Origin of the sequence: Papillibacter cinnamivorans DSM 12816 (assembly GCF_900176335.1) — a bacterium.
In the GTDB taxonomy this organism is placed as follows: Bacteria; Bacillota; Clostridia; order Oscillospirales; family Oscillospiraceae; genus Papillibacter; species Papillibacter cinnamivorans.
Map to the genome: position 1 here is coordinate 32206 of NZ_FWXW01000010.1, position 11527 is coordinate 43732.

At 58.4% G+C, this 11527-nt stretch carries 17 protein-coding genes and 5 tRNA genes; 3 read left to right on the forward strand and 19 right to left on the reverse strand.

Going from position 1 to position 11527, the window contains the following annotated elements:
• Window positions 1–108: 108 nt before the first annotated feature.
• The 9 genes from B9A13_RS12300 to spoIIIAA all read right to left on the reverse strand — a co-directional run bounded on the left by B9A13_RS12300 (window position 109) and on the right by spoIIIAA (window position 5420).
• The gene (locus B9A13_RS12300) at window positions 109–495 is read right to left on the reverse strand and encodes an Asp23/Gls24 family envelope stress response protein (protein ID WP_084235460.1); all 387 of its coding nucleotides are present in this window, start codon (window positions 493–495) and stop codon (window positions 109–111) included.
• A gap of 99 nt (window positions 496–594) precedes the next feature.
• Window positions 595–1146, reverse strand: a complete 552-nt coding sequence (locus B9A13_RS12305; RefSeq protein ID WP_084235461.1) for a SpoIIIAH-like family protein — start codon at window positions 1144–1146, stop codon at window positions 595–597.
• A gap of 94 nt (window positions 1147–1240) precedes the next feature.
• Window positions 1241–1774 (reverse strand): hypothetical protein, encoded by a 534-nt coding sequence (locus tag B9A13_RS12310; protein WP_084235462.1) that lies wholly within the window; start codon window positions 1772–1774, stop codon window positions 1241–1243.
• Between the two features lie 2 nt (window positions 1775–1776).
• On the reverse strand, window positions 1777–2259 hold the full coding sequence (locus B9A13_RS12315; protein ID WP_084235463.1) for a stage III sporulation protein AF: 483 nt from the start codon (window positions 2257–2259) through the stop codon (window positions 1777–1779).
• Entirely contained in the window at window positions 2256–3368 is a 1113-nt protein-coding gene (locus B9A13_RS12320) for a stage III sporulation protein AE (RefSeq protein ID WP_084235464.1), read from the reverse strand. Before B9A13_RS12320 ends, B9A13_RS12315 begins: the two co-directional genes overlap by 4 nt.
• A gap of 18 nt (window positions 3369–3386) precedes the next feature.
• A complete protein-coding gene (locus B9A13_RS12325) occupies window positions 3387–3776 on the reverse strand; it encodes a stage III sporulation AC/AD family protein (RefSeq protein WP_084235465.1) in 390 nt (129 codons plus the stop codon).
• A gap of 4 nt (window positions 3777–3780) precedes the next feature.
• Window positions 3781–3975 carry a stage III sporulation protein AC gene (spoIIIAC, locus tag B9A13_RS12330; RefSeq protein WP_084235466.1) on the reverse strand — a complete coding sequence of 65 codons (195 nt, stop codon included), beginning with the start codon at window positions 3973–3975 and terminating at the stop codon, window positions 3781–3783.
• 15 nt (window positions 3976–3990) lie between these two features.
• Window positions 3991–4497, reverse strand: coding sequence for a stage III sporulation protein AB (locus B9A13_RS12335; protein ID WP_084235467.1), 507 nt, complete (start codon window positions 4495–4497; stop codon window positions 3991–3993).
• Entirely contained in the window at window positions 4485–5420 is a 936-nt protein-coding gene (gene spoIIIAA, locus B9A13_RS12340) for a stage III sporulation protein AA (protein ID WP_242942860.1), read from the reverse strand. Before spoIIIAA ends, B9A13_RS12335 begins: the two co-directional genes overlap by 13 nt.
• A gap of 335 nt (window positions 5421–5755) precedes the next feature.
• On the opposite strand from spoIIIAA, the gene B9A13_RS12345 reads away from it, so the two are divergent.
• The 3 genes from B9A13_RS12345 to B9A13_RS12355 all read left to right on the forward strand — a co-directional run bounded on the left by B9A13_RS12345 (window position 5756) and on the right by B9A13_RS12355 (window position 7256).
• Window positions 5756–6040, forward strand: a complete 285-nt coding sequence (locus tag B9A13_RS12345) for a GNAT family N-acetyltransferase (protein ID WP_084235469.1) — start codon at window positions 5756–5758, stop codon at window positions 6038–6040.
• 73 nt (window positions 6041–6113) lie between these two features.
• Window positions 6114–6629 carry a hypothetical protein gene (locus B9A13_RS12350; protein ID WP_084235470.1) on the forward strand — a complete coding sequence of 172 codons (516 nt, stop codon included), beginning with the start codon at window positions 6114–6116 and terminating at the stop codon, window positions 6627–6629.
• A 111-nt stretch (window positions 6630–6740) separates the two neighbouring features.
• Window positions 6741–7256 (forward strand): DUF1003 domain-containing protein, encoded by a 516-nt coding sequence (locus B9A13_RS12355; protein WP_084235471.1) that lies wholly within the window; start codon window positions 6741–6743, stop codon window positions 7254–7256.
• 132 nt (window positions 7257–7388) lie between these two features.
• Here B9A13_RS12355 and B9A13_RS14165 read toward each other — a convergent pair whose 3' ends face one another.
• The 10 genes from B9A13_RS14165 to B9A13_RS12400 form a co-directional block, all read right to left on the reverse strand.
• Window positions 7389–7559: a hypothetical protein gene (locus B9A13_RS14165; protein ID WP_159448136.1), complete on the reverse strand. Its 171-nt coding sequence runs from the start codon at window positions 7557–7559 to the stop codon at window positions 7389–7391.
• Window positions 7560–7632: 73 nt separating this feature from the next.
• Window positions 7633–8508 carry an ABC transporter permease gene (locus B9A13_RS12360; protein ID WP_084235472.1) on the reverse strand — a complete coding sequence of 292 codons (876 nt, stop codon included), beginning with the start codon at window positions 8506–8508 and terminating at the stop codon, window positions 7633–7635.
• A 1-nt stretch (window position 8509) separates the two neighbouring features.
• Window positions 8510–9430, reverse strand: a complete 921-nt coding sequence (locus tag B9A13_RS12365) for an ABC transporter ATP-binding protein (RefSeq protein ID WP_084235473.1) — start codon at window positions 9428–9430, stop codon at window positions 8510–8512.
• Between the two features lie 237 nt (window positions 9431–9667).
• Window positions 9668–10348 (reverse strand): metal-dependent hydrolase, encoded by a 681-nt coding sequence (locus tag B9A13_RS12370; protein ID WP_084235474.1) that lies wholly within the window; start codon window positions 10346–10348, stop codon window positions 9668–9670.
• Window positions 10349–10476: 128 nt separating this feature from the next.
• The gene (locus B9A13_RS13995) at window positions 10477–10770 is read right to left on the reverse strand and encodes a hypothetical protein (protein ID WP_143807021.1); all 294 of its coding nucleotides are present in this window, start codon (window positions 10768–10770) and stop codon (window positions 10477–10479) included.
• Between the two features lie 299 nt (window positions 10771–11069).
• Window positions 11070–11144 (reverse strand) — tRNA-Cys (locus tag B9A13_RS12380).
• Window positions 11145–11202: 58 nt separating this feature from the next.
• A tRNA-Gly gene (locus tag B9A13_RS12385) sits at window positions 11203–11278 on the reverse strand.
• Window positions 11279–11284: 6 nt separating this feature from the next.
• Window positions 11285–11360: transfer RNA gene (locus tag B9A13_RS12390), tRNA-Phe, on the reverse strand.
• A gap of 4 nt (window positions 11361–11364) precedes the next feature.
• Window positions 11365–11441 (reverse strand) — tRNA-Asp (locus B9A13_RS12395).
• Window positions 11442–11444: 3 nt separating this feature from the next.
• A tRNA-Val gene (locus B9A13_RS12400) sits at window positions 11445–11520 on the reverse strand.
• Between the last annotated feature and the right edge of the window lie 7 nt (window positions 11521–11527).

Genomic DNA, 11527 nt, shown 5'->3' on the forward strand with positions numbered 1-11527 from the left:
AAAACCTTCTGTGCGCCGCGCCGTCCGCCCCGTGTGAAATCACGGTTCCGTATGGCAACAGGAAACCCCTTTGCCCCGGGGCAAAGGGGTTGTACGGCCAATCGGGACTCAGTCGCCGGAACGTTTTTCCTTGTCGAAGGTGACGCCGCCCACGTGCACGTTGACGCCGGAAACGGTAAGGCCCGTCATGGCCTCCACGCTGCTCATCACGGCGTCCTGAATGCTTTTGGCAATGGTGGGGATGATCTGCCCGTACTTCACCAGCACGTGCACATCGATGGAAACGGTGTTTTCCGTGATCTGAAGCTTGATCCCCCGGGACAGGTTCTTCTTCCCCAGGAGCTCCGCCAGATCGCTCCCGATGTTGGCGGCAAGCCCGCTCACGCCTTCCACCTCCGCCGCGGCTGCCGCCGCGATGGTCGCCACTACGTCTTCAGATATATTGATACTTCCCATTTCCACTGGCTGGGAGATATATTCCTTGTTGTCGGCCACCTGAGACCACGCTCCTTTCGTCAGTACCCCTATTTTACCACACCTTCCCCAAAAAACAATCCCCCGGCGAATATTATGCCCTTCCGACTGAAACTTGCGTCAGCTGGCCGCCACAATCTTAATCTGCTCGGTGGCAAAGCTGGTCTGATCGGTGATGATATCGGTGATTTTGGCCACGTCCGCCGTGGTGAGCCCTCCCTCCGGCGGTGCCACCACCACGCTGATGCCGTCCGTGCTGATGAAGGCGATGCAGTCGGCATATCCCTTGGCAGTCACAAGGTTCTCGATCTGCGCCTCCGCCAGGGTGTATGCCGCCATGGCCTGGATGCTCTCGTTGGCTTCGTCACGGACGCTCTGGGCCGCGTTATCCGCCGCGGCGGTTTCGTTGAGGAGCGCCAGGGCGCTGTCCCGGGCCTGCTGCCGGGTCAGCCGCGCGGTGGCGAAATAGTCGGCCAGGTCGGTGTCGGCGTAGACGTCGGCTTCGTCCACCGCGCCTCCCGCGTCCTCTCCGTCCACCAGTGTCGCCTCGCCCAGCGTCTTTCCCGTCTGGGAATCCCCCAGCCGCGTATAAGACCAGTTGAGATAGACCGCCACGCACACGAAGACCAGAACGGTGATCACCACTGCGTTTCGTTTCCAGATTGTGAACATACTTCTCTCTCCATTCCGCCGGATTGGCCGGCTAATTTTATTCTTCGGCCCATCCCCGCCCGGAACACCCGCCGGGGCTTACCCTTTATCCTGCTTACCCTTCCATTTGGACCACCGATATTTTGTCCGTCCCCAGGCCTGTGAGGGCCGCGATGGCCGCGGTCACCTGAAGGCGGACCTTCGCGTCCCCCGCCCCCCGGCACACCGCCAGCGCTCCCTGGTATTCCGGATGGATGCTCTTGGTGACCACCGTGTCTTCCGCCCCAGACCCCTGGGATACGATCACGTTGGTAACGGAGGACTTGAGCTCCTTGTCCTCCCCCGTCTCCTGATAGGAGATCTCCTCGTCCTGGGCCAGCACCCGCTCGGTTCCCGATTTTACTGTAAGAACCAAAGTCACCTCCCCGGCCCCCTGGATCTGGGAGAGGGCTTTCTCGATCCGCCGTTCGGTCTCCTCCAGGGAAAAACTCTCCTCCTGGGAATCCTGCGTCTTTTTCGTGTCTCCTCCGCTCCCGAAGGGCACGATCATCAGAATAACGCCCGCCAGTATTACCAGAAGGACATATTTGAGCTTATCGAAGAGGCGGGCGAACTGCTTCTGCCCCTCTCCCCAGTTAAACCGCTTCATGTTCAACCATCCTTTTTCCCGCTCCACGTCTGACGGGAGGCCGGGATATTCAGCTCCTGCTCGATGCTTTCGGAGAGCGCCTCGTTCCAGTCCCCGTCGATTTCCGCCCGGTAGGGATAGGGGATCCCGTCTTCTCCCGTTTCCGTCCGGACCCTCACCTCACAGGCGACCCCCAGCTCATCCGCTTTTTTCAATATATATGCTTCGGTCTTCTCTTCTATGATGTCGGCGAGAAGAATGCTGTTCCCTTCCTCCAGCTCCAGCTCGTATTCCTGCATCGTCTCCTGGTAATTTTGAAAATACTCCGGCAGGCTTCCGGTTTTCAGGGTGAGAACGGGTTTTAAGATGGCCAGCATCAGAATAAGCCCTCCCGTGAGTCTGGCCATCTTTTTCACGCCCCCCTCGGGCATGATCCCGTTTGCCAGGGCCAGTATCACGGCGGCGCAGGTGATCCCCAGCAACCAGCTTCTAAGGAGCTCCGTCATCCTGTCACCGCCTTCACGGAGGAAACAATGGAAATAAGCAGGATCAGGGCGCAGGCCCCCGTCATTCCCAGTACCAGCCCGAAGGCGCCCCCGATCCCGTCGATGAGCCGTACCACCCGGTCGTCTCCCACGGTGCCGGCCATGGCGGCGGTGAGCTTGTACATCAGGTACTGCACGCCCAGCCGCAGAAAGGGGATGATGCAGATGGCGAGGATGGTCAGCATCCCGAATACGCCCACGGTGTTTCGCAGGACCCCCGCGCCCACCAATACCGTTTCCGCGGCGTCCGATATGATGCCCCCCACCACCGGGACGGCCCCCGACATGGCGAACTTCGCCGCCTTGATGGTCACGGCGTCCGCCGTCCCCGCGATGGCTCCGCTCACCGTAAGATATCCGGTAAAGCAGATCAGCAGCATGGTTAGGATGGTGGTCACCGCCCATTTAAGCATCCCCGCCACCCGGCCCAGAAGGTTATTTTCTATGGCCGCGTTGGCCGCCTGGGCGGCGATATAGGCGTACACCAGGGGCATGAGAAGCCGGTCGATGGCCGTTAAGACCACGTCGGAGAACAGAACCGTTGCCATCTGCCGCGCCGCCGCCCCGCCCACACTGCCGCTGGCCGCCGTGGCCGCCGCCAGGGTGGGAAGCAGCACCTTGGAGAAGTTTTCAATCTGGGAAATGGTCTCCAAACCCAGTCCGATAAGAGTGTGGATATCTCCCACCGCGATGGCGGTCACCGCCAGGGTCCCCGCCGTGGGCACGAAATTGGCCGCCGTTTTGGAAGCCGTCCCCTCGTAGAGGCTCCCGGCCACCGCGCACAGAAGCACCACCGATAAAAGGAGCACCCCGCTGCGCAGGCTCCCCTTCAGAATGCTCTCCAGTTCCCGCCCCGCGTTTTGGAGGATCCCCGCGATGCCTCCGCCCAGGTCCTCTCCCTGGTCGATCTCCGCGCCGTCCATAAGATCCTGCGCCCCGGAGGGCACCGCCTCCTCCAGCGTCCCGGTGTCCAGCGCTCCGGACTGCCGGGCCGCATCGTCGAAACCCTCCGCGGCTGCCGCCGTGGTGAGCAGGCAGAGGACGGCGAAAATCGCAATGAGCTGTTTCATCTTCTTCACCTATGTATTTCAGGATATCAGCGACGTGATCATTTCCAGCACCGACTTTAAAAGCGGCAGGGCGACAAAGATGGCGGCGGCGCTTCCCGCCGTCTCCACAAAGGATGCGATGGCGTTTTCCTTGGCGTCCCGGCAGATTTCTGCCGCCACCTTGGTGATGATGGCAATGCCCACCGTCTTCATGAGGGGCGCGAGGATATCGCTGTCCAGCTCCGCCGTGTCCGCCAGCACCTCGATGAACTCCACGATCCCCATGATCACCGACAGGGCCGCCAGGAGAATGACCACCCCCACCGCCAGGGTAACGGCAAGCCCCAGTTCCGGGCTGTTCCGTTTCAGCACCAGTGCGCAGATTGCGCCGGCGACCCCGATTGCCGCCACCTTCAGGACTTCTTCCATATCCTTAAAATCCGAACAGGGTCTTCACCATGCCGAACAGCTGGTTGATCTGCTGCACCAGCATCATGAGCACCACCACGAGACCCGCCAGGGTGGTCATCATGGCCTGCTCCTCCCGCCCCGAGCGGATCAGCACCTGATTGAGCACCGAAACCAGAATTCCGATTGCTGCGATTTGAAAAATCAGATCAACATCCATCGAATCCATCCCCAACTACAGTAAAATCACGGCCAGACACAGTCCCACGGCAAATCCGGAGGCAAAATAGGCCCTGCCCCGGGTCTTCCTCTCTTCCTCCGCCTGCCGGAGAAGGCCCTCCAGCCGGCGCCGGACATATCCGATGGCCTGCCTCTGCCCTTCCACGTCGTACCGCCCCAGGATTTCTCCCAGTTGGTCCAGCACTTCCCTTTCCGGCGCCGCCGGGAGCAGGGTTTCCAGACCCTTCTGCCAGATCCGGGAAAAGCTCTCCTCTTCCCGCTTCTCCCATTCCCGCCGGCAGGTGCGGAAAAAAGAGGCGGCGGGCTCGCCCGTTTTTTGTGCCAGAAATTCCATCAGCTCCGGGATGGGCGTCAGCCGGAACCGGATTTCGGACTCCATGAGCTCCAGCGCTCCCAGAAACGAGGAAATGGTCCGCACCCGTTCCCGCAGCCGCGAAACGGCGAGAAACCCCGCCATGGCGCCGCCCCCCGCCACCAGGGCCGCTCCCATCAGCCGCAGCATGGCACGTCCTCCACGGTAAAGAGCCGTTTCCCCTCCACCATGCGGATCACCACCGCTTTTTTGAAGATGCCCAGCGATAAAAGGCTCCGGTACACCGGCCTGCTCAGAAGGTCCGGTATCCCCTCGGCGTGGGCTGTGGCGGCCAGCTTCACCCCGCAGTTTGCCGCAGCCTCCAGTGCCTTGATGTCTTCGGGCGCCGTGATCTCGTCTGCTGCGATGATCTGGGGGTTCATGGCCCGCAGGAGCATCATCATTCCCGCCGCCTTGGGGCAGGCATCCAGCACGTCCGTCCGCGCTCCCACATCCATTTGTGGCGTCCCGTTGTAGCATACTGCGATTTCCCCCCGCTCGTCCGCCACGGCCACCCGGTATCCGGGCATTCCCGTGCTCCCGTCGGAGAGAAGCCGCACCAGGTCCCGCAGGAGGGTGGTCTTTCCCCCTCCCGGAGGAGACAGGATCAAAGTGCTTTGAAACCGCCCGTTTTCCCGCAGCGCCCCCAGCACTTCCTCCGCCGTTCCCTTTCGCTCCCGGGAAATCCGGAGGGCCAGAGAGGAGACGTTTTTGATGTTGCTCACCTCCCTGTCCTTGAGTACCGCCGTGCCGCACACGCCGATGCGAAATCCCCCGGGCACCGTGATATACCCCGCTCGCAGGGTCTCCACGCTGGAATAGGCGGAAAGCTGGGTGGCAATGTCCAGGGTAAGGTTCAGGTCGCTGCCCTGCACCACTCTTTCCGCTCCCCCGGGTAGTTCCTCCTCCCCTTCCGGAAATACGGCGGTGAGGGGCCGCCCGGCCCGCAGCCGGAATTCCTCGGCCGTGCCCCGCCGCGCGGGGTCGAGCCCCAGGGCCACGTTTCGCAGACGCCGGGGCAGAAGCTCCGCGGCCAGCTCATAGCGCCTGGCTTCGTACTCTTCACAGGACAACGGTCCGCTCCCCCTCCCCGTCCGGGGCCTCGGCTTTGCCGGTCTGTTCCGGCTCCGCCTTCCCGGCATGTCTACCTCATTGTATTAACGGTTGTCCACGGTTATTCCCTATCCGCCGGAAAAATTGTACTTTCCGGCCGCCGATTCGATACCCATTGCCGGAAGAATGGCTTCGTGCTATAATATCCGCAAAGCCAAAGCCTTTGGCTCCGTCTCAGCCGCGTATGCGGTTCGGCGAACGCAAAATGGGCAAGCTATCCTTGATAGAATAAAGAGCGCCCCCCCTTTCCGGTTTCACATACGAAGGTTGGGCGCAGATTAGGGAGGTCGTTTTTTTGGATTTTCATGTTTCAAACGATGCGATAACGCTGCGGGACGAAAAAGGACAGACCGTGGCGGAAGTGGATTTCCCCGCGATGGAAAACAATATGGTGAATATCTGCCACACTTATGTGTCTCCCTCGCTGAGGGGGCAAAAGGTGGCGGACAGGCTCCTCCTCGCTCTGGTGGAAAAGCTCAGGGCCGAGGGAAAGAAGGCTTACCCCACCTGCTCGTACGCCGTGCGCTGGTTTTCCCAGCACCCGGAGCACAGCGATCTGTGTTCCGAGTCCCGCTGCTGAAACCAGTGCAGGTCATTCCCGGCAATCCGGCCCTCCGCCGCGAACCGGAATCCGAATCGGAGTTGAAAATCGAATGAAAAAAATCGCCTGCCTCGTCATGAGCGCCGCCCTTCTCTTCGTCCTGGTCTCGGGCTGCAACTCTTCTTCCGCGCCCACAGCCTCTCCCTCTCCCACGGGAGAACCCCTGCCGGAAAACCTGTTCTCCATGGACACCGTTCGGGAGGGCGAACAGTACGGAGCAATGACCGTTTCCTCGGTGGAAAAGTCGGAGGACTATACCTCCGTGAAATTTTCAGGAGAGGTCACCATCAGCGGAACCTGGTCCTCCGACTCCTCGGGGCTCATGGGGGAATACATCACCCTGAATCTGGACGAGGACTCCATGGCCAAAATTCCTGCTCTTTCTGAGTCGGATATAGAAGTCGTTCTGGACCCCGTTCTGACCGAAAACAAGGACGTTCTCACCCAGTTTGGCCCCACCGGCGCCACCGGCACCTTTACCATCACCATCAGCGCGCTGACCGTCACCGATCAGGAGGAGTCCTTCCCCCGCACCGCCGTTCTGAAAGAGATTCTGGATCTGGTATAAGCTTTATGCTCTCGGAAAAAATGTACCGCGCGGCCCTGGTTTATTCCCGCCACGCCGGCACGGCGGTCTTTCCTCCCTTATAAATCTGATGGGAATCGGGAGATGATCTGAATGGAAAAACTGACAAAGTCGGACATTGTAAAAAACATCATCGACGACATGGACGACGAACTCCTGGACGAGGAAATCATACATCTTGTGCTGGAAAAAAAGATCTCGCAGAAACCGCAGCAGAAAAGCAGCAGCACCCCCGGGCAGAAGGCAGCGGATGCTTTCGCCTCCTTCGCCGGAAGCTGGACCTTTATCATCGGGTTTTCCGTTGTCCTGTGCACCTGGATTGTCATAAACGTAATTCTGGCGACCCGCGCCTTTGACTCCTATCCTTTCATTCTTTTAAATCTCGTGCTCTCCTGCATCGCCGCGATCCAGGCCCCTCTCATCATGATGAGCCAGAACCGCCAGGAGGCCAAGGACCGGGAGCGGGCCGAAAACGACTACAAAGTCAATCTCAAGGCGGAGATCATCATTCAGGATCTGCACGCAAAGCTGGACCAGATCCTGGAAAACCAGCAGAAGAATACTGCTGCCGCAGACCCCCGGACACCGGCTTCTCCCCCGTCGGAATAATAAAACCATGAGCGCCGCTCAAACCGGAAAGCCGGTTTGGGCGGCGCTTCAGCTTGTCAAAAAAATGCCATTGTCCTTTTCGCCAACGGCGAAAAGATTTTTGGATTTTGTGTTGCGTTCCGTGACCAAAATTCAAAAAGCTGAAATACCAATGCCTTGCGGGAATTCACTTTCCGCAAGGCATACTTTGCGCGCCTTCGCAAAGGCGCGGTCCTTCCCCCCGTTCCCGTCGGAAAACAGGGTTTTTCGACGGTTCAAAGCGCCGCTCAAGCCGGTAAACCGGTTCGGGCGGCGCTTTTTCATTGCCTCGTATCTTTCCCGCTTTTGGGAAAAAAGCGACTGTCTGTATATGCACCGGCTCTCGCCGGAGTATGTATCAGTCCCGCTTCTTCCGAAGCACCAGCACGGATAGGCCCAAAAACAGAAGGCCCGAACCTGCCAGTACCAACAGCATGATCCAGTCCGGCACCGGGCTTCCTCCCCAGTACATGGTGATGCCCATTTCCTTGAAAAACGCCTCCCGCACGGCCTGGGGAGCGCCTGCGAACACCTTGTCCGCCGCTGCCTGCGTAAACACCTGCCGCATGAGCGTGGTCCCGTGGGTCGCGGGAATCAGCTTGGTAAACGTCTGCACTCCCTCGGGCAGTACGCCGATGGGGATATAAATTCCCGTGACAAAACCGATCATAGTGCCCAGAATGGTCGCCATAGCCCCCAGCGCGTTGGACGAGCGGGCGAAATTCACGAGGAAAAACACGAAGCACGTTCCCGAAAAGACGTTCAGCAGAATGAGTCCGAAGATCCGCGCCGCCGTAAAGGCGTCCGGAACCTCTCCCCCGCCCGCCACGATGTAGGCAATTGCCGCGAGAAAAGTGATGGTCGTCATGATTGCCCCGATGATCCATGCCGACAGAACATACCCCAGAACGATCCTGCCCCTGGAAACCGGGGAAACCAGAAAGGCCTGGAGCCGCTTTTCTTCCCTGTCCTGCACCATGATCCCGAAAACGCCCATGGACACGGTCACCGAATTCACCACCAGGATCCCCGCCATGATCCAGGTGTCCACCAACCAGCGGATTCCCTCCACATCTCCGGTGGTCGCCTGTATGGACTGTACGTTCAGATCCCCGAGAAAGAGCGCGTAGAGCATGATGATGATGAGCATGGATAAAAGGGAAAAGAACACGCTGGCCCTGTTCCGGAAAAAGACCTTGATGTTTCTTTCTATCATCGTCGTAACAGCCGTCATATCAGTCGCCCTCCCGGATGGAACGCCCCGTGATGTTCACAAACACGTCGTCCATGGTCCCCCGAATCACCTCGAAAGCGTCGAATCCGCCCTCCATCTCCTTTAAAAGCCCATAGGCCTCCAGCGTGGTGGGAAGCCGGACGGTCAGCATATCCGCCGTCTTTTCAAAAGCGTACCCGCGGCCGGACAGGAACCGCTCCGCGGCCCCCATGTGCCTGGGCGCCAGGCGCAGGATGTCGCTGGAGTAGCGTTCCTTGAGCTCGTTGGGCGTCCCGGAGGCCACGATTTTCCCCCGGTCGATCACCGCCACCATATCCGCCCCGGCCGCTTCCTCCATATAATGCGTGGTGAAGAACACCGTGAGCTTTTCTTCTTTTTGCAGTTTCGCGATCACTTCCCACACGGTCTTTCTGGTCTGAGGATCCAGCCCGGTGGTGGGTTCGTCCAGGATGAGCAGCTTCGGTCTGCTCATGAGGGCCCGCGCGACTTCCGCCCGCCGCTTCTGTCCGCCTGATAGCTTTCCGAAGGGCCGGCTCAGGTATTCTCCGAGTCCTATGGTCCGTGTCACCTCGTCCAGCCGGAACTTCAGGGCCTTCCGGTCTTTTTCGTAAAGGCCGCCCCGGGTCAGAAGGTTTTCTTTTACGGTCAGAAGCGGGTCGAGAACGTTATCCTGAAATACGATGCCGATGGCCTCGCGCACCCCCCTTCCTCCGCTGTCCACGTCGAACCCCGCCACCGTGACGCTGCCCGCCGTTTTAACAAGCAGCGTGCATAAAATGCTGATTGTCGTGGACTTTCCCGCTCCGTTGGGCCCAAGAAAGGCAAAAAAATCTCCCTGCCGCACCTGGAAGCTCACGCCGTCCACCGCGGTCAGCTCCCCATATTTTTTCACGAGTCCTTCCACCCGGATTATCGGTTCCATGTTCCACCTCCGCGTAAAATCTTTTCCGCTCATTTGGGATTGGAAAATACAGGATTCACTTTCCCATAATACCACACTCCTTCTTCCTGTAAATCGTCCTCCCGGGAATTTAATGTAAATTTAATGGAAAACGAACCTTCCCGGAAAACCATTGCCCGTGGGAATCGTATGATTAAAAGCGTCTCAGATGTCATTGACATCTGAGACGCTCTTATAATCTATCATGCAAATTGCCGATTACAGCTCCATGGATTCGCCCGGCTTCAGAACTAATACCTGAGCGTCCTGAACTTTCGCTTTAAATTCCTCCGGGTCCGCACGGATCACGTCAAACGTATTATAGTGCATGGGGACCACCAGCTTCGGCCGGATAAAAGAGACGGCCCGCACCGCGTCGTCGATGTCCATGGTAAAATTCCCCCCGATGGGAAGCATGGCAAGATCCACACTCTCCGCCTCCAGAAGCTTCATGTCCATGGTAAGGCCGGTGTCCCCCGCGTGGTAAATCTTCTTTCCTCCCGTCTCGATGAGAAAGCCGCACGGGTTTCCTCCCTCTTTCATTCCCTCCGCCGTGGAAATTCCGGAGCCGTGGAGGGCGGGAGTCATCTTAACCCTGCCGAAATCCATACGCACCCTGCCGCCGATATGCATCGTGTGCACCCTTACCCCCTGCTTTGCCAGAAAGTCGCCCAGTTCATGATTGGTGACCACCAGGCTGCCGCACCGCTTGGCAATAGGCGCCGTGTCCCCCAGGTGGTCGCCGTGTCCGTGGGTCACGAAGATATGGGTAATGCCGCTGATGCTTTTTGCGGAGACAGGACACAGCGGATTGCCCGTTAAAAACGGATCGATGAGAGCCCGGAACTCAGGCCCCGTCTCCAGAAGAAATGCAGACTGTCCGTAATACGTGATTTTCATGTTTCGGATCCCTCCTTTTTCTTTGGTGCCCGCTCGTATCTGGAATCAAGGGTTCCCGTTTTTCAAAATTCCTACGGTCCCGCGTGTCTTGTCTTCAGTATACCGTATTTCCCCGCAAAAGGCATCTGTTATTCGTAATATTTATGCCTGCAAAAAGGACAGACAGGATCATCCAGATCGTGACTTTTACCACATACGGGGCATTTTTTCTGTGCGATCCCTTCTGAGCAATTATCGCTTTGGGATTGGAATAACTCAATTTTTCCGCAAACCGGACACACATAAACCGCAACCTCCATTGCCCCCGACAGCAGATTGGGCAGAGTCCCCAGAATCCAGCCTGCCTGACCCAGCTGCAATTTTTCGTTCTTCACATACCGCATTGTTTCACTGCATCGCAGGCAGAGCAGCTGCTTGTTCATCGAATTACCTCCTGAAAATTCAATTTATATCAATTGTAGTCCGCCGTCGCGATTTAATCAAGCCGGGTGGAGCCGCCCACAGGGCGGCGAAACCCAAAAAGAAAGAACAGGCATTTGCCTGTTCTTAAACCCCGCCTCCGGCGGGGCGGCGCGAGTGCGCCGTCAATTCGCAGCGTAGCGGAGAATTGCCGCAGGCGGGATTCACTCCCGCCGTCGCGATCCAATTAATTCGGGTGGAGCCGCCCACAGGGCGGCGGAACCCAAAAAGAAAGAACAGGCAAATGCCTGTTCTTTCTTTTTGGAGGCGCCACCCAGATTCGAACTGGGGAATCAAGGTTTTGCAGACCTATGCCTTACCACTTGGCTATGGCGCCGCGGCCGGAGCTTGCTCCTGTGGAAATAGGAGCGCAATATGCGCTCCTATTTCTTTAGTGGAGCGGGCGACGAGGCTCGAACTCGCTACCTCCACCTTGGCAAGGTGGCGCTCTACCAGATGAGCTACGCCCGCATAAAATGGTGCCTCCGGTCGGAATCGAACCAACGACACGAGGATTTTCAGTCCTCTGCTCTACCGACTGAGCTACAGAGGCATGTTGGCGACCCAGAACGGGCTCGAACCGTCGACCTCTAGCGTGACAGGCTAGCGTTCTAACCAACTGAACTACTGGGCCACATGGTGGGAACAACAGGGCTCGAACCTGTGACATCATGCTTGTAAGGCATGCGCTCTCCCAGCTGAGCTATGCTCCCGTCATCG

Bases quoted from the DNA above. Each gene is read 5' to 3' on its own strand.
- B9A13_RS14165 (WP_159448136.1), bottom strand. From the start codon at position 7,559: ATGAAAAAGCGCCGCCCGAACCGGTTTACCGGCTTGAGCGGCGCTTTG.
- B9A13_RS13995 (WP_143807021.1), bottom strand. From the start codon at position 10,770: ATGAACAAGCAGCTGCTCTGCCTGCGATGCAGTGAAACAATGCGGTAT.
- B9A13_RS12350 (WP_084235470.1), top strand. From the start codon at position 6,114: ATGAAAAAAATCGCCTGCCTCGTCATGAGCGCCGCCCTTCTCTTCGTC.
- spoIIIAC (WP_084235466.1), bottom strand. From the start codon at position 3,975: ATGGATGTTGATCTGATTTTTCAAATCGCAGCAATCGGAATTCTGGTT.
- B9A13_RS12370 (WP_084235474.1), bottom strand. From the start codon at position 10,348: ATGAAAATCACGTATTACGGACAGTCTGCATTTCTTCTGGAGACGGGG.
- B9A13_RS12360 (WP_084235472.1), bottom strand. From the start codon at position 8,508: ATGACGGCTGTTACGACGATGATAGAAAGAAACATCAAGGTCTTTTTC.
- B9A13_RS12325 (WP_084235465.1), bottom strand. From the start codon at position 3,776: ATGGAAGAAGTCCTGAAGGTGGCGGCAATCGGGGTCGCCGGCGCAATC.
- B9A13_RS12310 (WP_084235462.1), bottom strand. From the start codon at position 1,774: ATGAAGCGGTTTAACTGGGGAGAGGGGCAGAAGCAGTTCGCCCGCCTC.
- B9A13_RS12315 (WP_084235463.1), bottom strand. From the start codon at position 2,259: ATGACGGAGCTCCTTAGAAGCTGGTTGCTGGGGATCACCTGCGCCGCC.
- B9A13_RS12335 (WP_084235467.1), bottom strand. From the start codon at position 4,497: ATGCTGCGGCTGATGGGAGCGGCCCTGGTGGCGGGGGGCGGCGCCATG.
- B9A13_RS12320 (WP_084235464.1), bottom strand. From the start codon at position 3,368: ATGAAACAGCTCATTGCGATTTTCGCCGTCCTCTGCCTGCTCACCACG.
- B9A13_RS12365 (WP_084235473.1), bottom strand. From the start codon at position 9,430: ATGGAACCGATAATCCGGGTGGAAGGACTCGTGAAAAAATATGGGGAG.
- B9A13_RS12355 (WP_084235471.1), top strand. From the start codon at position 6,741: ATGGAAAAACTGACAAAGTCGGACATTGTAAAAAACATCATCGACGAC.
- B9A13_RS12305 (WP_084235461.1), bottom strand. From the start codon at position 1,146: ATGTTCACAATCTGGAAACGAAACGCAGTGGTGATCACCGTTCTGGTC.